The following is a 20,115-nucleotide window of genomic DNA, read 5'->3' on the forward strand; positions in this document are numbered from 1 at the left end:
GGCCCGGATCAGGTTCCTTCGGCTCATCTCAAGCATGGGTCAGGACTGTAGACCTAACTCGTTAAAGGTCAAGCGATCAGAGGGCTTGACACCGTCGTTACGCGGTTCTCATCATCTGGGTCACAGAATTTTACTAACACGAGTTAGGCCCTCCGATGACCGACTCTCACCACCCACCCGACCGCAGCATCCCGACCCTCCCGCGCCGCGCCCTGCTCCGCTACGGCGGCTACGGCGCGGGCGCCGCCGCCCTCGCCGGCACCGCGGCGAGCTGGGACCGGCTGACCGGCGCCGACATACCAGGCCGGGACGGCGACGCCCTGGTCGTCGCCACCCTCGGCTCCGCCTTCGACCCGGCGGCCCAACGGGCCCTGCGCGAGGGCTTCCAGCAGCTGCACCCCGACATCAAGGTGCGGCTGCTGCCGATCCAGGCCAAGGACTGGTCGGACTTCTTCGCCAAGATCCTCACCCAGATCGCCGCGGGCACCGAACCCGACGTCGTCTATGTCGCCACCGAGGGCGTGCAGCTCTTCGCGCAGCGCCTCGGCGTGCCGCTCGACGACCGGGTGCGGCGCGACGCGGACGAGCTGCGGGAGTACTTCGCGGACGTCCACCCGTCGCTCGTCGAGTCGATGATGTACGAGGGGAGCCTCTACCAGCTGCCCGTCGAGTTCAACGCCGCCGACATGTATCTCAACAGCGGGGCCCTGAGGAAGGCGGGCGCCGCACTGCCCCCGCCCGACTGGACCCGCGACGACTTCACGGCACTGCTGCGGGACATGAAGCGCTCCGGCGGCTCGCACTTCACGCCGTACTTCTGGACCAACCGCCTGTGGGGCGGCGTCGTCCCCTGGCTGTTCGCCAACGACACGAACGTCCTCGTCGAGTCGAAGGCCCCCGGCGGCGACTGGCTCTGGGACGGCTTCTACCCGGCCGAGCAGCGCCGCGGCCGGGGCGGCGGCTTCCGCTGGCGCACGCCGCAGGCCACCCATGAACGCGTCGAGGAGGTGTACGACTATCTGGCCTCGCTGGTCCGGGACCGGCTCTGCTCCCGTCCCGAGGGCGGCAACGGCAGCAACCTGGTCGGCGTCTTCTCCACCGGCCGGGTCGGCGTCACCCCGGCGGGCGGCTTCTGGGCGGGCGGCCTGCACTCGGCGGGCATGGAACGCGGCGGCTACGACGTGCAGTACTTCCCGCGCTGGCGCACCCAGCGCCACCAGTTCGGCGCTGCGGGATACGCGCTCCTCCGGACGTCCAAGAAGCAGGACGAGGCCTGGGAGTTCATCAAGTACTCCGTGCGCAAGGACGTGCTGACCGAGCTCTTCCGGGCGAACCAGTCCACCCCGGCCCGCCGTTCGATGGTGCACGCGGCCCGCTATGCGAGGACCGGGCCCACGAACTGGCAGGTCTTCTACGACACCCTCGACAAGTTCCCGACGACCGGCCCGATCCCCGCCCCGCCGCAGGTCGCCGAGGTCGAGCAGCTCCTCCTGAAGCACACCGGCACCGCGCTCGCCGATCCGCGCGGGGTCCGTCCCGCGCTGCGGCGGCTGCAGGGCGACCTGGAGAAGGCCATGGAGCGTGAGATATGACGACCACTCAGCGATCGGCAGAGGCGGCCCGCCCAGCCGTCAAGGAGCAGTCACCGCGCCGCGCCGGCCGTGACCGGGGCACCCGGCTCATGGCCGCCCTCTTCCTGGCGCCGACCGTCGTCGGCGTCCTCGTCTTCACCGTCGTACCCATCGTCGGATCCCTCGTCCTGAGCTTCCTGCACTGGAACGTCATCGACCCGCCGACGTTCGCCGGGACGGACAACTACCGCGAGGCCTTCACCGACGACACGGTCCTCGTGTCCTTCACCAACACCCTCGTCTTCATGTTCTTCGCGGTCGCGCTGCAACTCCTGCTGGCGCTGGCCCTCGCGCTGACGCTCGACAACCGGCTGCCCAGCTGGCTGCGTTCGGCGTTCCGCTCGGCGTTCTTCTTCCCGCTCGTGCTGTCGGCGGCGTCCATCTCCGTCGTCATGAAGTATCTCTTCAACCAGGAATTCGGGGTGGTCAACTGGCTGCTCGGCCATGTCGGCATCGACCCGGTCCCCTGGCTGACCTCCGAGGACTCCGCGATGGCCGCGGTGGTCCTGGTCTATGTGTGGCAGCAGTTCGGCTTCTCCTTCCTCCTGTTCGTCGGGGGCCTGAACAACATCCCCAGGGAGATCCACGAGGCCGCATCGCTCGACGGCGCCACCGGCATCCGCAAGCACCTCGCCGTCACGCTGCCGCTGCTCTCCCCCACCCTCCTGGTCGCCTCGGTCGTGGGCATCATCAACGCCCTTCAGGTCTTCGAGCAGCCGTACGTGCTGACCGACGGCGGGCCGGGCGACTCCACCCGCACCGTCGTGATGGTCATCTACGAGAGCGCCTTCGAGCAGCTGAGGTTCGGTACGGCATCGGCGGTCGGCGTGCTGCTCTTCGTCCTGATCCTGGCGGTCACGGCCCTCCAGTTCCGGCTCAGCCGGCGATTCGTCCACTACCAGTGAGCCGGGTGAACCCTGTGAACCGTATGAAGTACGGCCTGTCGTCCTGGGCGCGGATCGCCGGTCTGACCGTGGTCGCGCTGCTCACCCTCGGTCCGGTGATCTGGACCATGTCCACCTCGCTGCGGGCGCCCGCCGAGTCCTTCGACCTGCCGCCGCAGCTCATCCCGTCGGCGCCGACGACCGAGGCGTACGACCAGGCCTTCGCGCAGATCGACGTCTGGCTGCTCGCCCTCAACTCGACGCTGGTGACCGCGCTGATCGCGGCCGGCCAGATGGTCACCGCGGGGCTCGCGGGATACGCCTTCGCGCGCCTCGAATTCCGGTTCAAGAAACCGCTGTTCGGGCTCGTCCTCGCCACCATGATGGTGCCTTTGCAGGTGACGATCGTGCCGGTGTTCCTGGTCCTGAAGTCGATGGGCCTGACCGACACGCTGCTCGGCCTGATCATCCCCGCCTGGCCCACCGCGTTCGGGACCTTCCTGATGCGGCAGTACTTCCTCGGCATGCCCAAGGACCTGGGCGAGGCGGCCATGATCGACGGTGCGGGACCCTGGCGGATCTTCCGCTCGGTGTACGCGCCGCTGGCCGCGCCGGGCCTCGCCATCGTGGGCGTGCTCGCCTTCAACTACCACTGGAACGAATTCTTCCGCCCGCTGATCCTGGAGACGTCGACGGACAACTTCACGCTGCCGCTGGGCCTGGTCTCGCTCCAGGGCAATCTCGGCACCGGTTCCGTCTCGGTGGTCCTCGCGGGCGTCGTCCTCTCCATGCTCCCCGCCATCGCCGTCTTCGCCGTCGGCCAGCGCCCGTTGCGCGAGGGCATCACGTCGGCGGGAGTGAACCGTTGAGTCCACAGTCCCCGTAGCCCGATCGGCACGCCCCGCGCTGGGCCGGGCGGTGGGCAGAGCGCCCCGAAGGGGCGCGGGGAACTGCGCGACCAGCCACGACCCGCCCGCAGACGCCAACACCACGCTCATGCGGCGAAGCCGCGCCTGTCACAGCCCCGCGCCCGGCGCCGGCGGAGCCACCGAGGCCCGCACCACCACCGGGCACTCCAGCCGCCGCACCGCCACGGCAGGAGGCGTCGCCCCCTCGATCGCGTCCAACAACAAATCCGTGGCCACCTCCCCCATGGCCCGATGCGGCAGCGCGACGGTCGTCAACGGCGGGTCCAGAAAGGCCGCCATGTGCTCCTGATCGTCGTACCCGACCAAGGACAGCTCACCGGGTACGTCGATGCCGAGCCGCGCCGCGGCGTGCAGCACGCCCGCCGCGACCCGGTCGTTGTAGCAGACGATGCCGGTGGGCCGCCGGTCCACCGGCACCCCGTCGAGGAGCCGCATCGCACCCGCGTACCCCGCGGAGATCTCGCCGCCGCCGCGCACGATCCGGTCCTTGTCCGCGCGCTCCCCCACCGTCCGCAGCGCGTCGCGGAAGCCCCGCAGCCGTTCCGCCGACGCGATGTCGTCGAGCCCGCCGACCAGGGCGATCCCGCGGTGCCCCGCGTCGAGGAGCAGCTTGGCCGCGGCGCGGCCGCCGGCGCGTTCGGCGGGGATCACCGCGGCGAGCGAGTCGTCTTCGGGGAGGCAGTTGGCGAACACCGCGAGGGTGCGGTTCAGGCCGGCGGGCACGCGGGCGCGGCGCAGCGACATGGCGGCGTAGATGATGCCGTCGACCCGCCGGTCGAGCAGCTCGGAGACGGCCGCGTCCTCCTTGGCGGGGTCGCCGGTGGAGTCGACGGTGAGCACCAGGTGCTCGCGCCGCCAGGCGGTCTCCATCGCGCCGCGCAGCAGGGCGCCCGCGAACGGCGAGGAGGCGATGTGGTCGGTGACCAGGCCGATCACGGCGGTACGGCGGCGGCGCAGGCCGCGGGCGACGGCGTTGGGCCGATAGCCGAGCTGTTCGGCGGCCTTCCGGATGCGTTCCTGTGTGGCGGGCGAGAGATTGCCCTCGGCCCGGCCGTTGAAGACGAAGGAGACGGCGGTGTGGGAGACCCCCGCGAGGCGTGCGACGTCCTTCGACGTCGGCCGCTCGGACCTGCCCCCGATCCCGTCCGCGTCCCTGCTCACGCTGTCGACTTTCCCCGCCTCCTTCGATGCCCCACGGGTGATCCGCCTTGATCCACGTCAGCCTATCCGCGGCCCCCGCGTCCCCACAGTGCCGGAGCGTCCGGCGATACTGGGCGTCACGATCCTTGCCCGCAGTCACAGATCTGGAGGAGACGCGACGTGAGCCGCCCCACCGCCCGCGATGTCGCCGACCTTGCCGGGGTGTCGCGCGCCGCCGTGTCCTTCGTCTTCAGCGGCCGGGCCGCGGGCAACCTCTCGGCCAAGACCCAGGCCCGCATCAGGAAGGCCGCCGACCAGCTCGGCTACCGCCCGGACGAGGTGGCCCGCTCGCTGCGCAAGCAGCGCAGCGCGGTCATCGGACTGCTCAGCGACGAGATCGCGACGAGCCCCTTCGCCGGCCGTCTGGTGCTCGGCGCGCTGGAGGCGGCCCGTGAGCGCGGGCACCAGGTGCTGCTCCTGGAGTCCCGGCTCGACCCGGCCGCCGAGGCGGAGGCGGTGGCGGAGCTGCGGGCCCGGCGGGTGGACGGGATCGTTTACGCGGCGATGTCGATGCGCCGCACCACCGTCCCCGAGGGGATCGACCCGGCGCGCGCCGTGCTCGCCAACTGCCTTCCGCGCGAGCCCGGTTCGTACGCCTCCGTGGTGCCGGACGAGCGCGCGGGCGGGCGCGCCGCGGTGGACGTGCTGATCGGGGCGGGCCACCGCGACATCGCCCTGCTCGGCGGTGCGGCCGGCGACATCGCTGCGGCGGACCGGGCCCGGGGTTTCCGCGACGGGCTGCGGGCCGCCGGGATCACCGCCCGCGAGGAGTGGGTGCTGCGCGCGGGCTGGCAGATCGACGAGGGGTACGCGGCGGCGCTGCGGGTGCTCGACTCCGCCGCCCGGCCGACGGGTGTGGTCTGCGCGAACGACCGGGTCGCCACGGGCACGCTGCTCGCCGCCGCCCGGCTGGGCATCGACGTACCCGGTGACCTTTCGGTGGTCGGCTACGACGACCAGGACCAGATGGCCGGCCACCTGGTCCCGGCGCTGACGACGATCGGTCTGCCGCACCATGCGATGGGCGCGACGGCGGTCCGGATGCTGCTCGACGCCGCGGACGCGGACGAGCCGGTGGACCGGACGGCCGCGCGCCGCCTGAAGTGCCCCGTGGTCGGCCGGGACTCGGTCCGTCCGCCGGCCGGCGGAGAGCGCTGAGCCCCGGCGCGCGGCGGCCTCAGACGCGGTCGGCGACGATCATCAGATACTGGAAGCTGCCGTTCCCGTAGGCGGTCAGGAACGTTTCCTCGATGCCGGTCACCAGATGCTCGGCCTGTTTGCGCAGCTCCCAGTAGGGCATGGCGGCGGCCGTCAGGTCCTCGACGTGCACCGGGACGAGGCGGTTGCGGGCCATCGCCCGGAAGTACTCCGAGCGCGGGTGGATGTCGCAGATGTAGTGGGCGTTGATGAGGGACACCTCGCGGGACGCCTGCCCGTAGGTGTCGTTGTAGCAGCCGGTGATCGTCACATAGCGGCCGCCGCGGCGCAGCAGCCGGGCGTGCTCGGCGAAGAGCAGGTCCAGTTCGACGTACATCGTGGACTCGTTGTTCCACGACGCCGCGTACGCGCCCGAGGGGAAGCCCGTGTCGAGCATGTTGCGGTGGTGGTAGCGGACCTTGTCGTCGATGTTCCGCCTGCGGGCCTGCTCGGCGGCGAACTCCGCCTGTTTCTCGGAGAGCGTGACGCCGTCGGCGTGGCAGGCGTACCGCAGATGGGCGACGACGGAGCCGCCGCCGCGCCCGCAGCCCGCGTCGAAGACCCGGTCGGCGGGCGTCAGCGTGCCGAGATGGGAGGCGAGCAGCTCTGCCTGGGCCTGTTCCAGGCGGTGCAGTTCGGCCGTGATCCGCTCCTGCCGCCGTGCGGGGTCGGGGACGTCGAGTACGGACCAGTCGGCCTCGCCGACGCCGTAGTGGTGGTGGTAGAGGTCGTCGATCTTCCCCAGTTCGAGGTTGACCGGGTTCTCCTCGGCGTTCCAGTAGGCCGCTACACGGTTCTGGTACGTGGACTGGGACGGAACGGGTGCTGCCGAGGTCTCGGCGTCGACGATGGCCAACTGTGACTCCTTCGATGCGGGGGGATGGCCGGACTCGGCCGGTGTCACCAGTAGTTGGGCAGGTGGTAGCGGTGGGTGTTGGTGGCGTGCCACTCGTGGTTGCCGGACACCCAGGCGGCGAGGCCCTCGGCGTAGCGCGCGATCAGGGGTGAGGCGGGGGCCAGGGCGGCGGACTCCTCCTCGAAGGCCTGCTGGATCCTGTTGTGGATCTCGACGGACTTCAGGTACGCCGCCTTGAGGCCGCACCGCTCTTCGGCGGCGACGGCCTGCGGCAGGTTCATGTGGGTGGGGTCGCCGGCCAGTTCCTTGGTGAAGGAGTAGAGGTCGTTGACGATCGTGGTGGCGTTGCAGGCGAGTGCGGTGATCCGCTGGATCTCGGGGCGGGCGTAGACCGCTTCGGGGAGTTCGTAGCCGTCGACGGCGTCGACGATCGACAGACAGGGGCGGAAGTTGTTGAACTGCCGCATCACCAGGTACTCCCAGACCCGTGGCACGTACCGGATCTCGGACCAGGCGGCCTCGCCGAGGTAGCCGAGGTGCAGCCGGGCGATGTCGTGCACGAAGCGGTCGGTCTGGCTGGGTGTGGCGACGGCGGCGAAGTCCTTCAGGGCCTGGTGGTACGAGCGCAGCGGGCCGTCCTTCTCGACGCCGCGCCGCCACTCCTCCTCGTGCTCGGGGGTGCCGTGGAAGGGGTCGAGCGCCGACTGGGCGAGCACGAGCCGGCCGCCGAGCCCGCGCGGTGAGCCGCCCCTGCCCTCCTCGGCCTCGCAGTAGCAGCTGTCGACGAGGTTCTCGGCGAGCAGCAGTTTGCCCGCCGCGGTGAGGCGCTCGACGTCGGCGGCGCCCGGATGCTGGAGAACCACCGCGCGGCCGAACCGGAAGCCCGCGAAGTCGCCGTTCCAGGCGGCGGGGAACAGGTCGTGGTGGTGCGCCCAGGCCTCCAGCCTGCGGTCGACCTCCGCGACCTTCCCGGGGTCGGCGGGCACGGCGGGCCGGTGCCGCAGGCCGGGGATCGGCCCGCCCCGGCGGGCCGTGAGGGCCTTGGCGGGGCTGGGCGGTCCCGGCGCCCGCCAGACGGTCCGCGCCGGCTCCGGGGCGGGGCCGGGCGGTGTGGCGGACCCGGGGGCGACGGTCATTCGGCGCTCCGCCCGATCTGTACGTTCTCCAGGATGCCGGCGGCGTCCGGCACGAGGATGGCGAGCGAGTAGTACGCGGTGACGAGGTAGCTCATGATCGCGGCGTGGTCGATGCCCATGAACCGTACGTTCAGGCCCGGTTGGTACTCCTCGGGGATGCCCGTCTGATAGAGGCCGACGACCCCCTGGTCGGCCTCTCCGGTGCGCAGCGCGATGATGCTGGTGGTGTGCTCGTCGCTGATCGGGATCTTGCCGCACGGGAAGAGCGGGACGCCGCGCCAGGCGGGGATCTCGTGGCCGTCGACGTTGGCGGTGCCGGGCACCAGGCCGCGCCGGTTGCACTGGCGGAAGAACGCGGCGATGGCCTTCGGGTGGGCGAGGAACAGCCTGGTCTTGCGGCGCATCGCGAGGAGTTCGTCGAGGTCGTCGGGGGTGGGCGGCCCGGTGAAGGTGCTGATGCGCTGGCCGTAGTCGACGCTGTGCAGCAGCCCGAACTCGCGGTTGTTGACCAGCTCCCACTCCTGGCGTTCGCGGATCTCCTCGATGGTCAGGCGCAGTTGCTGCTCGGTCTGGTCCATCGGGTCGTTGTAGAGGTCGGCGACCCTGGTGTGGATGCGCAGCATCGTCTGGGTGAGGGAGAGTTCGTACTCGCGCGGGGCGAGTTCGTAGTCGACGTAGCCGCCGGAGAGGGTCGGCTCCCCCACGTGTCCCGCCTGGACGGGGACATCGGCCTCGCCCTTGCGGTTCATGGGCTTGCTCTGCCGCGCCGCGAAGGCGTCCAGGTGCGCGGCGAGCGAGGGCGCGCCGTCCACGATCTGCTGCAGCGAGTCCCAGGGCAGCACGAGGACGACGCCGGGGGTCTCGGCCCGTACCGAGCTGAGCCAGAGCGGGTCGGCCCTGCCGACGGCCTCGTCGCCCATCTGGTCGCCGTCGGAGACGACGCCGATGACCTCGTCCTCGCCGTACTTGCCCGTGGCGTAGCGGGTGAACCGGCCGTGGACGACGAGGTAGGCCTCGGTGACGGGCTGCCCCGCGTCGAAGAGGACCTCGCCGACGCGCACCTGCCGCACGCGCAGCCGGGAGGCGATCTTCTTGAGTACGTCGAGGTCGGAGTAGCCCCGCAGGACGGGGAGTTCGGTCAGGGTCTCGGGGATGACCTTGATGTCGTCGGCGCCGTTCTGCTCGAACTGCACCCTGCCGCGGCCGACCTTGAGCTGGAGGCGCCGGTTGACCCGGTAGGTGCCGCCCCGGACGTCCGTCCACGGCAGCGCCTTGAGCAGCCATCGTGAGGTGATGGCCTGCATCTGGGGCGCGGACTTGGTGGTGGTGGCGAGCTGCCGTGCCGCCTGGGTGCCGAGACTGGTGGGCACCGCCTCGGGGGTGGGGACGTCGTCTCGTCCGGTGTCGGTTCCGGCGGCGCTTTCGGGTGTGGACACATTCGCTCCCTGTACGTGAACGGACATGGGCAGAGCAGAACGGGCGGGTGTGGGCCGACGTGAACGCATGCGTGTGTCCGGCATGCGGGGGGGGTGATGTGCGCGGGCGGGTCGATGGCTCGGCATGCGCGCCGGGCGGGCCGGGTCGGCGTCAGGATTCCGGGAGTTGACGGTGACGGCGGGGACGACGGCGGCGGGGCGGCACGTGCGGCTTGGCTATGTGGGTTGCATGGGCAAGCCAAACAGTCGACGGGGGGAGCGGGGAACCGCGCACGGGAGGTGAAGGATTCACCGGGAGGTGCGACCTGCCCCGAACGGCGCGTCAGGAAACGGAGGTTGCTCCCGCTCCGGTCTCCTGCCACCGCGCGCCCGGGTATCGCGGGTTGCCGCCGGGGGCGTGCGGATCACCGCCGAGGAGTCGTCATCAACTCCCCTACGCCCCACCGCCGTTGCCCAACTCCACTGCGCCCCCAGCACAGTTGCCCCGAGGCGATCTCACCCCCGCCGCAGCCCCTCCCCCTCGAAGGCCCACCCTCGCGTCTCCACCTCCGCCGAGCCCCGCACGACCGTCACCTCGTACCGGCCCTCCGGCGCGGGATGCACCTTCTCGGTGAGCATCGCCCGTTCGTCGAGGAACGCCTCGATCAGCGGGCCGTCCACCAGGACCCGGAGCCGCGAACGCGTGCCGCCGGGCACCGTCGCGACGGCCTGCGGCGTGCGGGGCAGGGGATGCGGTGACGTCGCGGGGGTGCCGGACCGGTCCAGGGTCAGCGTGCCGCGCGTCGGGTTCACCCGCAGCGACACCGACGCGCCGAGGCTCAGGACGATCTCGCTGTCCGGCTGCGCCACGCGTGCGTCGAGCTCGATCTCGTACGCGGCCGGCAGCTCGGACCCCGTCGGCAGCTCCGCGCCCCGCAGCGCGGCCAGCTCGGGTGCGGGGGCGAGGCGCAGGCCGCCGTCCGGGTGTACGCCGATCTCGCGGGGGTGGGTGAGACAGCCGGCCCAGCCCGCGGCCAGGGACTCCTGCTCGGTACGGGACTCCCAGCTCCAGCCCCACAGCAGGGTGCGGTCCTCCTCGACCAGGGCGGTGGGGGCGTAGAAGTCCCTGCCGTGGTCGAGCATGCCGCCGGTCGCGGGCACGAAGCGCAGGCCGTCACCGGCCGGGCGCAGCTCGCCGATCAGATACGACGTCCCGTAGGTGATGCCGTCGATCCAGAGGGAGAGGAGCAGTATCCAGCGGCCGTCGCCGACCGGGAGCAGCGCGGGGCACTCCCATGCCGTCGCGGGCCCGGCGCAGCGCGCGGCCACCGGGTCGGCGGCGTCGAGGAGCGAGCCCGCGTAGGTCCACTCCGTCAGCGCGTCCACGCGGTAGAGCAGCACGTCCCCGGCCCCGCTCCCCCGGTGCCCCGCGCCGATCACCGCCCAGCGCTGCCCCTCGTAGGTGAAGAGGTAGGGGTCGCGGAAGGCGACGAGGTCGAGGCCGGGCGGCGGGCCCGCGACCACCGGGCGGGCGTCCGCCTTGAGCTCGGTGAGGGTGTCGTCCGTGGCGCGGGCGAGCATGACGGAGCCGATGCCGTCGTCGCGGTCCATGCCGGTGTAGACGGCGGTCGGCACGCCGTCCTCGACGACCGCGCAGCCGGACCAGGCGCCGAGCGCGTCCCGGCCGCCGGGCGTCGGGGCGAGCGCGATGCCGTGGTCGGTCCAGTGCACCAGGTCGGGGCTGGAGGCGTGCCCCCAGTGGATGTCGCCCCAGACCGCCGCGCCGGGGTTGTGCTGGAAGAAGAGGTGGTGGCGCCCCGCGTGGAAGAGCGGCCCGTTGGGGTCGTTGCACCAGCCCCCGGCGGCGGGGCGTACGTGGTGGGCGGGGATGTTCCTGTCGGCCATGGCGTCCGTTCACTTCCTGGTCGGAGGAGCTCTTGTCTTTTGGAACCTAACACGTGATAGTTGTCCCGCCCTAGCACGTGTCAGGGCCGGTGTTGAAAGCCGGTACTGAAAGCAGGACAGGAATCGGAACAATCCGTTCCGGCATCATGAGCAGGCGCTGCGCGGGACACCGCAGTGCCCAGCGCGAGGGAGCGCCCATGACGACCCAGAGCCGAGCGGCTCAGAGCCCCGCCGCGATCGCCCCGGGGAGGAGCAGGCACCGCCTGAACTTCACCCTGATCAGCGCGGCACTGTTCATGTTCTTCGTGACCTGGTCGCTGTCCTGGTCACTGTTCTCCATCTGGCTCACCCAGGACATCGGCCTGAGCGCGGGCCGCAGCTCGCTGGTGATCAGCGCCAACGCCGTCGGCTGCCTGGTGACCATGCCGGTCTACGGTTTCCTCCAGGACCGCCTCGGCCTGCGCAAGAACCTCCTGTACTGGATCGGCGGCCTGATGCTGCTCGTCGGCCCGATGTACATCTACGTCTACGGGCCGCTCCTGAAGTCCCACTTCGCGCTCGGCCTCGTCGTCGGCTCCGCCTATCTCGCCATGGCCTTCGCGGTCGCCGTCGCCACGCTGGAGAGCTACGCCGAGCGGCTCGGCCGCTTCCACGGCTTCGAGTTCGGCCGGGCCCGGATGTTCGGCTCCCTGGGCTGGGCGGCGGCGACCTTCTTCGCGGGCCGCCTGTTCAACATCGACCCGGACCTGAACTTCTGGGCCGCCTCCGGCGCCGCCGCCGTCTTCGTCGCGCTGCTCGTGGCGATCCGGGTGACCGACGGGCGGCGCGCCGAGGCCGTCGACCACGCCGCGTCGTCGGTATCGGTCGCCGACGTGAAGTCGCTCCTCACCTACCCGGCGTTCTGGGGCCTGCTGCTCTTCGTGGTCGCGGTGACGGCGACGTACAACACGTACGACGCGATGTTCCCCTCTTACTTCGCCTCGCTCTTCTCCACCACCGCCGACGGCAACCGCATGTACAGCGACCTCAACTCCGTGCAGGTCTTCCTGGAGGCCGGCGGCATGGCGCTCGCCCCGTTCCTGGTCAACCGGCTCGGCCCGAAGCGGTCGCTGCTGGTCTCCGGCTGCGTCATGGCGACCCGGATCTGCCTGTCGGGCCTTGTCACGGACCCGGTCGCGATCTCCGCGGTGAAGCTGCTGCACGCCGTCGAGCTGCCGATCATGCTGATCGCGATCTTCAAGTACATCAACCGGCACTTCGAGCCCCGGCTCTCGTCCTCGATCTACCTCGTGGGCTTCCAGCTCGCGACGCAGATCGGCGCGGCGGTCATCTCGCCGCTCGCGGGGATCGGCTACGACAGCATCGGCTACGCCCACACGTATCTGATCATGTCGGGCTTCGTGGCCGCGTTCACCCTGATCTCGGTCCGCACGCTGCGGACCGACGGGAAGGGACTGGCCGAGACCGTGCCGCCGACGATTCCGGAGCAGCCCGCTCCGGAACCGGTCAAGGCCTGAACCCCTCCCCTTCTCTGTGTGAGCCCCGCGAAAGGAACCCCTGTGATCGTCGTCGCCGGTGAGGCACTGATCGACCTGGTGCCGCAGGCCCATGGTGACGTGACCGCGCCCCTGCTGCCCGCGCGCGGCGGTGGCCCGTACAACACGGCCATCGCGCTCGGGCGGCTCGGGGCGGGCGTCTCCTTCTGCTCGCGGATCTCGACGGACGCGTTCGGCACCTCGCTCGTCGAGCGGCTGCGCGCCGAGCGGGTCGGCACCGGGCTCATCCAGCGCGGCCCCGAGCCGACCACCCTCGCGCTCGCCTCGATCGGCGCGGGCGGTTCGGCCGCGTACTCCTTCTACGTCGAGGGCAGCGCGGACCGGCTCTTCGAGGTGCCCGGCGAACTGGCCGCCGACACACGGGCGTTGTCGCTCGGCACCTGTTCGCTGGTGCTCGAACCGGGGGCGAGCGCCTACGAGGAGCTGATGCGCCGGGAGGCGGGGCGCGGGGTGTTCGTCGCGCTCGACCCGAACATCCGGGCCGGTCTGATCCCGGACGCGGACGTCTACCGGGCGCGCTTCAGGAGCTGGCTGCCGTACGTCTCGCTCCTGAAGCTCAGCGAGGAGGACGCGGACTGGCTGGGGCCCGACGTCGAGGGGTGGCTCGCGGCCGGGCCCGCGGCCGTCGTGATCACCCACGGCGGGGACGGTCTGACGGTCCGCGCGCGGGGCGGGCTCAGCCACTCCGTGCCGGGCGAGCGCGTCGCGGTCGTGGACACGATCGGGGCCGGGGACACGGTGAACGCGGCCCTGCTGCACGCGCTCGGCGAGCGGGACGCGCTGTCGGCGGACGCGGTGGCCGCGCTGCCCCGCCAGGCCTGGGCCGAGGTGCTCGGATTCGCGGCGCGGGCCGCGGCGATCACCTGCTCGCGGGCCGGCGCCGAACCGCCGTACGCCGAGGAGCTGGCCGCCACCGCCCCCGGAGCCGCCTGACGGCCCGAAGTTGACAGGCTCCGGACGCGCAGATCATGATTCCATTAATTGTTTAATGGAATTTAGTGAGGTGCGCGTGGTGGACATGACCCCTGCCGACCCCGCCGGGCCCCCGAGCGCGCCCGCGCTCGAGGCCCGCGGCCTGGGCAAGCGCTATCGCCGCGGCTGGGCGCTGCGCGACTGCTCCTTCCGGCTGCCCGCCGGGCGGATCTGCGGTCTCGTCGGCCCCAACGGCGCGGGGAAGAGCACCCTGTTGGGGCTCGCGACCCGGCTTGTGGCGCCGACCGAGGGCGAGCTGCGTGTCTTCGGGGTGCCGGTGGACGATCCGGCCTCGATGCCCCGGTACGCGTTCCTCTCCCAGGACAAGCCGCTGTTCAAGCGGTTCACGGTGGCCGAGACGCTGCGCACGGGCCGCGAGCTCAATCCCGGTTGGGACGCGGAAGCCGCCGAGCGGATCGTGCGCGCGGGCCAGGTGCCGCTCGACGCCAAGGTCGGCACACTCTCCGGGGGGCAGCGCACCCGCGTCGCGTTCGCGCTCGCCTTCGGCAAGCGGCCCGATCTGCTGCTGCTCGACGAGCCGATGGCCGACCTCGACCCGCTGGCCCGGGACGAGATGGGCGCCCTGCTGATGTCCGAGGCCGTCGAGCGCGGCACGACCGTCCTGATGTCCTCCCACATGCTGGCCGAGCTGGAGGACATGTGCGACTTCCTCCTGGTGGTCGCGGACGGCCGGATCCGGCTCGCCGGTGACACCGAGGAACTGGTGCCGGCCCACGCCCTGGTCACCGGCCTCGCCCCGGACGGGACGGCGCCCGCCGGGCTGGCGGAGCACACCGTCGTCGAAGTCCGGGTCCAGGGGCGGCAGTTCCGCGCGCTCCTTCGCCCCGAGGGCCCGCTGCCCGCCGACTGGGAGGTCAGCGAGCCGAGCCTGGAGGAAGTACTCCTGGGCCATCTGCGCTCACCGGACACCGCGCCGCTGTTCACACCGGACGCCCGGATCGACGCCGAAGGGATCGCCGCCGCATGAGCACCACCCTGACCGAGCAGCCGCAGACGGCGGCCGCCGCGAAGAAGCCCGGACTGCTGCACGGGCTGAGCTGGCTCGTCGTACGCCAGCACCGCACGACGATGCTCACGATTGTCGGCCTGACCGTCGTCGGCGCCGCCATGATCCTGTACCAGCGTGCCGACATGGCGGCGATGCTCGACCGGCTCGGCTGGCCGCAGAAGGACATCAGCCTGGAGTCGCAGCCGCAGGGCTACCGGTACATCGCCCAGGCGCTCGGGGCCCTGCCCGTCGTCCTCGGTGTCTTCCTCGGCGCCCCGCTCATCGCGGGCGACCAGGAGCACGGCACCGCGCAGCTCGTCACCACGCAGTCCGTGCCGCGCCGCCGCTGGCTCGCGGCGAAGCTGCTGTGGTGCCTGTCGCTCGTCGCGGCGTCGACCGCCGTGCTCGCCGCTCTGTTCACCTGGTGGTGGCGGCCCTATCGCGAGCTGCTCTCCTGGAACTGGCTGGAGGGCGAGACGTTCGACATCACGGGACCCGTACCGACGGCGTTCGCGCTCTTCCTCACCATGAGCGGCATCGCGATCGGCATGCTGGTGCGCCGGGTGCTGCCCGCGATGATGGTCACGTTCGTCTTCACCGTGGTCGTGCAGATGGCCTGGGGCGAGTTCCGCGACCGGCTCGCGACCCCGCGCCTGGTCACCTATCCGCTGAACGGCGAGGCACCCGCGTTCCTCGACTCGGCGGTGGAGCACGACCGGTGGATCGGCAGCGCGGACGGCACGCTGTACGGCTGGGGCACCTGCGCCGAGCAGACCGAGAAGGCGACCGACGCCTGCATCGAGAAGCACGGCATCGTCAACAGCGTGGTCGAGTACTTCGGTTACGACCAGATGGCGGGCATGCAGTGGACGGGCGCCGCCCTGCTGCTCGGCGGCACCGCGCTCGTGGCCGGCTTCGTCGTGTGGTGGGCGTCGCGGCGGCCCCTCTAGGACGCGGCCCTGTGGGACACGGCGGCGCGGCGGATACGTAAAGTGGCGGCAAACGAGCAGAGGGTGGAGACAGTGGTCGAATTCCGCATCGACCGGCGCGGCGGCGTGGCCACGTATCTCCAGATCGTGCGCCAGGTCGAACAGGCCCTGCGCATGGGCGCGCTGGTGGAGGGCGACCGGCTGCCCACGGCCGCGCAGGTCGCCGCGGCCACGAAGGTCAATCCGAACACGACCCTCAAGGCCTACCGGGAGCTGGAGCGGATGGGCCTCGCGGAGGTCCGGCAGGGGGCGGGCACCTTCATCACCCGCTCCCTCGCACGGCCGCAGGCCGGTCCGGACTCCCCCCTGCAGACCGCCCTCGCCGAGTGGATGCGCGAGGCGCGGGCCGAGGGGCTCACCGGGCAGGACGTGACGGCGCTGTTCGATGCGGTGCGGGCGGCCACCTTCCCGACTCCGTAAGCGACCGCTTAGTATCGGACCTGCGGGGCTTCCCTGCCCCGGCATCGGTACCGCCGTCACCGCATGGAGAAACCGCATGGCATCCCTGCTCCTGTCCCGTCGTGACCTCGACTTCCTGCTGTACGAGTGGCTCGACGTGCCCGCGCTCACCGGCCGGGAGCGGTACGCGGACCACTCCCGCGAGACCTTCGACGCCGCCCTGGAGCTGAGCGAGCAGATCGCCACGCGGCACTTCGCCCCGCACAACAAGAAGAACGACGCCGAGGAGCCCACCTTCGACGGCGAGCGGGTGCACGTGATCCCCGAGGTGAAGGAGGCGCTGCGGGTCTTCGGGGAATCGGGGCTCCTCGCGAGCGCCATGGACCACGAGGTCGGCGGGGGTCAGCTGCCCGCCGTGGTGGCGCAGGCCTGCTTCGCCTGGTTCCAGGCGGCGAACGTGGGCACGGCCGCCTATCCCTTCCTGACCATGGGCAACGCCAATCTGCTGCTCGCGCACGCCTCGAAGGAGCAGATCGACACCTTCGTACGCCCGATGGTGGAAGGCCGCTTCCTGGGCACGATGTGTCTGTCGGAGCCGCAGGCCGGTTCATCGCTCGCCGATGTGCGCATGCGGGCCGAGGCGCGGGAGGACGGGACGTACCGCCTCTTCGGGAACAAGATGTGGATCTCCGGCGGTGAGCACGAGCTCTCGGAGAACATCGTGCACCTGGTGCTCGCCCGCGTTCCCGGCGGCCCGCCCGGCGTGAAGGGGCTCTCGCTCTTCGTCGTGCCCAAGTTCCTCGTCGGCGACGACGGTTCGCCCGGCGAGCGCAACGACGTCGTCCTCGCGGGCCTCAACCACAAGATGGGGTACCGGGGGACGACGAACACGCTGCTCAACTTCGGCGAGGGCGCCCACCGGCCGGGTGGCGCGCCCGGCGCGGTCGGCTACCTCATCGGCGAGGCGAACCGCGGCCTCGCCTATATGTTCCACATGATGAACGAGGCCCGGATCGGCGTGGGCCTCGGTGCCACCGCCCTCGGCTACACCGGATATCTGCACGCCCTCGACTACGCCCGCAGCCGCCCGCAGGGCCGGCCCGTCACGGCCAAGGACCCGGCGTCGGCGCAGGTGCCGATCATCGAGCACGCCGACGTCCGCAGGATGCTCCTCGCCCAGAAGGCGTACGTGGAGGGCGCGCTGGCGCTCAACCTGTACTGCGGGCGGCTCCTCGACGAGCAGCACACGGGTACGTCGGACGAGGCGCGGGAGGCCGCGAAGCTGCTGCTCGACGTGCTCACGCCCATCGCGAAGAGCTGGCCCTCTCAGTGGTGCCTGGAGGCCAACAGCCTGGCGATCCAGGTGCACGGCGGCTACGGCTACACGCGCGAGTACAACGTCGAGCAGTTCTACCGCGACAACCGCCTCAACCCCATCCACGAGGGGACGCACGGCATCCACGGCCTCGACCTGCTCGGCCGCAAGGTCGTGATGGGCGGCGGCGCGGGCCTGCGCCTGCTCGTCGAGCGGATCTCGGAGACCACCGCCCGCGCCGCGGCGGCGGGCGGTTCGGCGGCCGGGTACGGGCGTGCGCTCGACGCGTCGGCGGCGCGTGCGGTGGACGTCACCCGGCAGCTCTGGTCGTCCGGCGATCCGCGGACCGCCCTGGCCAACGCGAGCGTCTACCTGGAGGCCGTCGGGCATGTCGTGGTCGCCTGGATGTGGCTGGAGCAGCTGCTTGCGGCGGAGCCCGGCACCGAGGCCTTCCACGAGGGCAAGCGCGGCGCCTGCCGCTACTTCTTCCGGCATGAACTGCCGAAGACCGAGGCCCAGTTCACGCTGCTGGAATCCCTTGACCTGACGGCCGTGGAGCTCGCGGACGACGCCTTCTGACCCAGCCGAGCAGGAACACCGAGGACACGGCGGCGAACGCGCACCACGTCGAGATGTACTCGTGGCGCCACAGCGTCACCGACACCGCGGCCCCGACGCCGACCAGGACCCCGAACAGGACGAGGCCCCGGTCACCGGAGAGGAGCAGGGAGCCGATGGTGGCGAGGAGGTAGCCCGCGACGGTCAGTTCCGGCAGGGGCAGGCCGAGGGCGTAGCCGACGGTATGGCCGCGGATGTCGGCCGTCACGGTGTGGGTCGTGAGGAAGAGGACGAGCGCCGCCGCCGTCGCCGCGCCCGCGGCGAGCGGGATCAGCAGCCGGCGGCGGGCGCTCCGCGGTGCCGCGCACAGCACCGCCACGGGCACCCACAGGGCGAGTACCGGGAGGGCGATCACTGCCCAGGCGGTGGTGGCGGCTCCCGCGCCGCCGCCGTCGCGCCAGAGCACGGACTCGACGATCTGGTGGGCCCCGAGGAGCAGCGGGAGCGCGGCGACCGGCAGGTCGCGCGGGCGCCGGGCCGCCTGGATCACACAGGCGACGCCCACGGCGGAGATCGCCGTGCCCGCCACGAGGTCGGCCGTCGCACTCCAGCACATGGCTGCCACGCTAAGGCCGTTCCGGTGCGGGAGCGCGCCGGGCGGGCCTTCGGGGTCACCCGGCGCGGCGCGGATCCGGTTCGATGTTCTGGTTGAGGCGGAAGACGTTCTCCGGGTCGTAGGACGACTTCACCGCGGCCAGGCGGGCGTAGTTGTCGCGGTAGCTCGCCCGTACGCGTTCCTGCCCCTCGTCCATCATCATGTTCACGTAGGCACCGCCCGCCGAGTACGGGTGCAGGGCATCGAAGTAGTCGACGGTCCAGCGTTTGATCAGGCCCGCGTTGGCCGGGTCGGGGTCCACTCCGGCGTAGACGCTCGCCCAGCGGGCGTCCCGGTAGCTCCAGGCGGTGTCCGTGGAGCCGTGGTCGTGGGCGGCGCCGTCGATCGGGTACAGGTGCATCGTCGACTGCATGGTCGGCACGTCGGGGCCGAACTTGGCGTGCAGGGCGATCGCCTCGTCGGGGATCGAGTCGACGAAGTCCGCCCGCCAGTACCACTGGTCGCCGGGCGGGTAGAGCCCGTCGAACATGGACTGCAGGGTGGGGTGCGGCATCGGCGCGACGGCGTGCAGGAGCGGCTCGGGCAGCGCGTCGAGCAGGGGTGCCATGGCGCGGGCGGCCGCGTCGGTGTCGTCGGTGGTGTTGCACCAGACGACGCCGGCGACCTTGCGCAGATGCAGGTCCTCCGGGAAGGGCGGGGCCGGGGGCACGGTGCCGTACATGAAGAAGCCGTTCACGTCGCGCGGCGCCTCGGGCAGGAACTCCCGGTAGGCGGCGAGGACTTCGGCGCCCTGCTCGGCGGGCCAGAAGGTGGGTCCTGCGACGACCGTGCTCAGCTCGTGCAGGCGGAAGACGAAGGAGGTGACGACGCCGAAGTTGCCGCCGCCCCCGCGGATCGCCCAGTGCAGGTCGGCGTTCTCGTCGGCGCTCGCCCGCACCCGGCGGCCGTCGGCCAGGACGACCTCGGCCTCCAGGATGTTGTCGACGCTCAGCCCGAACCTGCGGGTGAGATGGCCGAGTCCGCCGCCGAGGGCGAGTCCGCCGACGCCGGTGGTGGAGATGATGCCGCTCGGTGTGGCCAGGCCGTGCTCGTGCGTGGCGCGGTCGACCTCGCCCCAGACGCAGCCGCCGCCGACCCGGACCGTGCGGGCCGCCGGGTCGACCTCGACCGACTTGAGCGGCGAGAGATCGGCGACGACGCCGCCGTCGCAGGTGCCGAGGCCCGCTCCGTGGTGGCCGCCGCCGCGGACCGCGAGCGGCAGCGCGTGCTCGCGGGCGAAGCGGATCACCTGGGAGACGTCGTCGGCGTCGGTGCAGCGGGCGACGAGCGCGGGCCGTTTGTCGGCCATCGCGTTGTAGACGGCACGGGCCGCGTCGTACCCGGCGTCGTCGGGGCCGATCAACCGGCCCTTGAATTCCATCAGTTCATGGCGTGCTGCGGCAGCAGGCGTCATCACATGTACTCCCCCGTGCTGGATGCGTGTGTCCGGTCGCGCTGGATGTCCGGTGCGCCTCTTTCTATGTGCATTGCGGCGCCCCGGCATCCGTG

The 20,115-nt window shown here is 71.6% G+C and carries 17 protein-coding genes; 10 read left to right on the plus strand and 7 right to left on the minus strand.

Annotated elements, in window-relative coordinates; genetic code table 11:
* Positions 1–155 precede the first annotated feature (155 nt).
* From ACIBKX_RS08360 to ACIBKX_RS08370, 3 genes are read left to right on the plus strand one after another with little or no spacing between them, the layout of a single operon-like run.
* Entirely contained in the window at positions 156–1,592 is a 1,437-nt protein-coding gene (locus ACIBKX_RS08360) for an extracellular solute-binding protein (RefSeq protein WP_363271113.1), read from the plus strand.
* A complete protein-coding gene (locus ACIBKX_RS08365; RefSeq protein WP_363271114.1) occupies positions 1,589–2,536 on the plus strand; it encodes a sugar ABC transporter permease in 948 nt (315 codons plus the stop codon). Before ACIBKX_RS08360 ends, ACIBKX_RS08365 begins: the two co-directional genes overlap by 4 nt.
* A 23-nt stretch (positions 2,537–2,559) precedes the next feature.
* Positions 2,560–3,384, plus strand: coding sequence for a carbohydrate ABC transporter permease (locus ACIBKX_RS08370; protein ID WP_363271181.1), 825 nt, complete (start codon positions 2,560–2,562; stop codon positions 3,382–3,384).
* Positions 3,385–3,531: 147 nt separating this feature from the next.
* Here the strand turns inward: ACIBKX_RS08370 and ACIBKX_RS08375 are convergent, their stop codons facing one another.
* On the minus strand, positions 3,532–4,605 hold the full coding sequence (locus ACIBKX_RS08375) for a LacI family DNA-binding transcriptional regulator (RefSeq protein WP_363271115.1): 1,074 nt from the start codon (positions 4,603–4,605) through the stop codon (positions 3,532–3,534).
* Between the two features lie 159 nt (positions 4,606–4,764).
* Between ACIBKX_RS08375 and ACIBKX_RS08380 the strand changes: the two genes are divergently transcribed.
* Positions 4,765–5,802 (plus strand): LacI family DNA-binding transcriptional regulator, encoded by a 1,038-nt coding sequence (locus ACIBKX_RS08380; RefSeq protein ID WP_363271116.1) that lies wholly within the window; start codon positions 4,765–4,767, stop codon positions 5,800–5,802.
* 19 nt (positions 5,803–5,821) lie between these two features.
* On the opposite strand, the gene ACIBKX_RS08385 is transcribed toward ACIBKX_RS08380, so the two are convergent.
* From ACIBKX_RS08385 to ACIBKX_RS08400, 4 genes are all read right to left on the minus strand, one after another.
* Positions 5,822–6,697 (minus strand): geranyl diphosphate 2-C-methyltransferase, encoded by an 876-nt coding sequence (locus ACIBKX_RS08385; protein ID WP_363271117.1) that lies wholly within the window; start codon positions 6,695–6,697, stop codon positions 5,822–5,824.
* Between the two features lie 44 nt (positions 6,698–6,741).
* Complete coding sequence (locus ACIBKX_RS08390; RefSeq protein ID WP_363271118.1) at positions 6,742–7,833, minus strand: family 2 encapsulin nanocompartment cargo protein terpene cyclase; 1,092 nt, start codon at positions 7,831–7,833, stop codon at positions 6,742–6,744.
* The gene (locus ACIBKX_RS08395) at positions 7,830–9,269 is read right to left on the minus strand and encodes a family 2B encapsulin nanocompartment shell protein (protein ID WP_363271119.1); all 1,440 of its coding nucleotides are present in this window, start codon (positions 9,267–9,269) and stop codon (positions 7,830–7,832) included. The genes ACIBKX_RS08390 and ACIBKX_RS08395 overlap by 4 nt, the downstream gene beginning before the upstream one ends.
* 495 nt (positions 9,270–9,764) lie before the next feature.
* A complete protein-coding gene (locus tag ACIBKX_RS08400; RefSeq protein WP_363271120.1) occupies positions 9,765–11,153 on the minus strand; it encodes a glycoside hydrolase family 32 protein in 1,389 nt (462 codons plus the stop codon).
* A 197-nt stretch (positions 11,154–11,350) separates the two neighbouring features.
* Between ACIBKX_RS08400 and ACIBKX_RS08405 the strand changes: the two genes are divergently transcribed.
* The 6 genes from ACIBKX_RS08405 (at position 11,351) to ACIBKX_RS08430 (ending at position 17,972) form a co-directional block, all read left to right on the plus strand.
* Positions 11,351–12,670, plus strand: a complete 1,320-nt coding sequence (locus ACIBKX_RS08405; protein ID WP_363271121.1) for an oligosaccharide MFS transporter — start codon at positions 11,351–11,353, stop codon at positions 12,668–12,670.
* A 42-nt stretch (positions 12,671–12,712) separates the two neighbouring features.
* Complete coding sequence (locus ACIBKX_RS08410) at positions 12,713–13,642, plus strand: carbohydrate kinase (RefSeq protein ID WP_363271122.1); 930 nt, start codon at positions 12,713–12,715, stop codon at positions 13,640–13,642.
* A gap of 85 nt (positions 13,643–13,727) precedes the next feature.
* Complete coding sequence (locus tag ACIBKX_RS08415) at positions 13,728–14,669, plus strand: ABC transporter ATP-binding protein (protein WP_363271182.1); 942 nt, start codon at positions 13,728–13,730, stop codon at positions 14,667–14,669.
* Positions 14,666–15,640 carry an ABC transporter permease gene (locus ACIBKX_RS08420; RefSeq protein ID WP_363271123.1) on the plus strand — a complete coding sequence of 325 codons (975 nt, stop codon included), beginning with the start codon at positions 14,666–14,668 and terminating at the stop codon, positions 15,638–15,640. Before ACIBKX_RS08415 ends, ACIBKX_RS08420 begins: the two co-directional genes overlap by 4 nt.
* A 63-nt stretch (positions 15,641–15,703) precedes the next feature.
* Positions 15,704–16,099, plus strand: a complete 396-nt coding sequence (locus ACIBKX_RS08425; RefSeq protein ID WP_363271124.1) for a GntR family transcriptional regulator — start codon at positions 15,704–15,706, stop codon at positions 16,097–16,099.
* A gap of 76 nt (positions 16,100–16,175) precedes the next feature.
* Positions 16,176–17,972 (plus strand): acyl-CoA dehydrogenase, encoded by a 1,797-nt coding sequence (locus ACIBKX_RS08430; protein WP_363271125.1) that lies wholly within the window; start codon positions 16,176–16,178, stop codon positions 17,970–17,972.
* Here the strand turns inward: ACIBKX_RS08430 and ACIBKX_RS08435 are convergent.
* On the minus strand, positions 17,914–18,567 hold the full coding sequence (locus ACIBKX_RS08435) for a DUF6629 family protein (RefSeq protein ID WP_363271126.1): 654 nt from the start codon (positions 18,565–18,567) through the stop codon (positions 17,914–17,916). The two genes, ACIBKX_RS08430 and ACIBKX_RS08435, sit on opposite strands and share 59 nt — an antisense overlap.
* Positions 18,568–18,622: 55 nt before the next feature.
* Positions 18,623–20,020: an FAD-binding oxidoreductase gene (locus tag ACIBKX_RS08440; protein WP_363271127.1), complete on the minus strand. Its 1,398-nt coding sequence runs from the start codon at positions 20,018–20,020 to the stop codon at positions 18,623–18,625.
* Positions 20,021–20,115: the final 95 nt, after the last annotated feature.

The sequence above is a fragment of the Streptomyces sp. NPDC050658 genome (assembly GCF_044457025.1).
In the GTDB taxonomy this organism is placed as follows: domain Bacteria; phylum Actinomycetota; class Actinomycetes; order Streptomycetales; family Streptomycetaceae; genus Streptomyces.

Bases quoted from the DNA above. Each gene is read 5' to 3' on its own strand.
- ACIBKX_RS08435 (WP_363271126.1), bottom strand. From the start codon at position 18,567: ATGTGCTGGAGTGCGACGGCCGACCTCGTGGCGGGCACGGCGATCTCC.
- ACIBKX_RS08370 (WP_363271181.1), top strand. From the start codon at position 2,560: ATGAAGTACGGCCTGTCGTCCTGGGCGCGGATCGCCGGTCTGACCGTG.
- ACIBKX_RS08365 (WP_363271114.1), top strand. From the start codon at position 1,589: ATGACGACCACTCAGCGATCGGCAGAGGCGGCCCGCCCAGCCGTCAAG.
- ACIBKX_RS08415 (WP_363271182.1), top strand. From the start codon at position 13,728: ATGACCCCTGCCGACCCCGCCGGGCCCCCGAGCGCGCCCGCGCTCGAG.
- ACIBKX_RS08405 (WP_363271121.1), top strand. From the start codon at position 11,351: ATGACGACCCAGAGCCGAGCGGCTCAGAGCCCCGCCGCGATCGCCCCG.
- ACIBKX_RS08360 (WP_363271113.1), top strand. From the start codon at position 156: ATGACCGACTCTCACCACCCACCCGACCGCAGCATCCCGACCCTCCCG.
- ACIBKX_RS08400 (WP_363271120.1), bottom strand. From the start codon at position 11,153: ATGGCCGACAGGAACATCCCCGCCCACCACGTACGCCCCGCCGCCGGG.
- ACIBKX_RS08420 (WP_363271123.1), top strand. From the start codon at position 14,666: ATGAGCACCACCCTGACCGAGCAGCCGCAGACGGCGGCCGCCGCGAAG.
- ACIBKX_RS08430 (WP_363271125.1), top strand. From the start codon at position 16,176: ATGGCATCCCTGCTCCTGTCCCGTCGTGACCTCGACTTCCTGCTGTAC.
- ACIBKX_RS08390 (WP_363271118.1), bottom strand. From the start codon at position 7,833: ATGACCGTCGCCCCCGGGTCCGCCACACCGCCCGGCCCCGCCCCGGAG.
- ACIBKX_RS08440 (WP_363271127.1), bottom strand. From the start codon at position 20,020: ATGACGCCTGCTGCCGCAGCACGCCATGAACTGATGGAATTCAAGGGC.